This window comes from Lentzea aerocolonigenes, assembly GCF_000955955.1.
Lineage (GTDB): Bacteria > Actinomycetota > Actinomycetes > Mycobacteriales > Pseudonocardiaceae > Lentzea > Lentzea aerocolonigenes_A.
Genome location: NZ_JYJG01000321.1, coordinates 1 through 496, shown reverse-complemented (window position 1 = coordinate 496; position 496 = coordinate 1). Strand labels below are relative to the sequence as shown.

Annotated in this window: 1 protein-coding gene; it reads left to right on the top strand. The window is 59.7% G+C overall.

Annotated features, from left to right (window positions below):
• Positions 1–187 (top strand): hypothetical protein (locus UK23_RS54180; protein WP_231114823.1); only part of this gene is annotated, 187 nt, incomplete at its 5' end.
• Between the last annotated feature and the right edge of the window lie 309 nt (positions 188–496).

The following is a 496-nucleotide window of genomic DNA, read 5'->3' as shown; positions in this document are numbered from 1 at the left end:
TCTAAGCACCTGGCCAGAAGTCTTGTCCGAAACTCAGGGGCTCGTTGGGGCCGAGAGCATCTGCAAGTACCACCAACTCTTGATCGAATCGCCGTTTTCCGCACCCAACCTGTTCGCCGGCCGCCCCGGACGCGATCCCTACCTGTTGGTAGTAGGAAAGTGGGTCTTGATGTTGAGTTGGTGGTGAGCCTTTTCCATCCTGTTCGGACTGGCCTGTCCGCCTGGACCGGGTGATCTTGAGTTGGGTGTAGAAAAGTGCTGATTTGGGCGCCCAGTGATCACTCCACCTGCAACCATCTGCGTCCGGCGCCGGCGTGTCGTACTGCGACACGCGGTGAGAGCGATCCCAGGAGCCATTGAACGGGCACTGTTCGGATGTCCATCGAGCGGGCCATTCCGAACTGCGGGATCAGGATGGAAAAGGCTCGGTACTTGCATACGCCATCAGAGCCAGGCACGCGTCCACCGGGCGGGTAACGGACAGGACTTCCGGCAA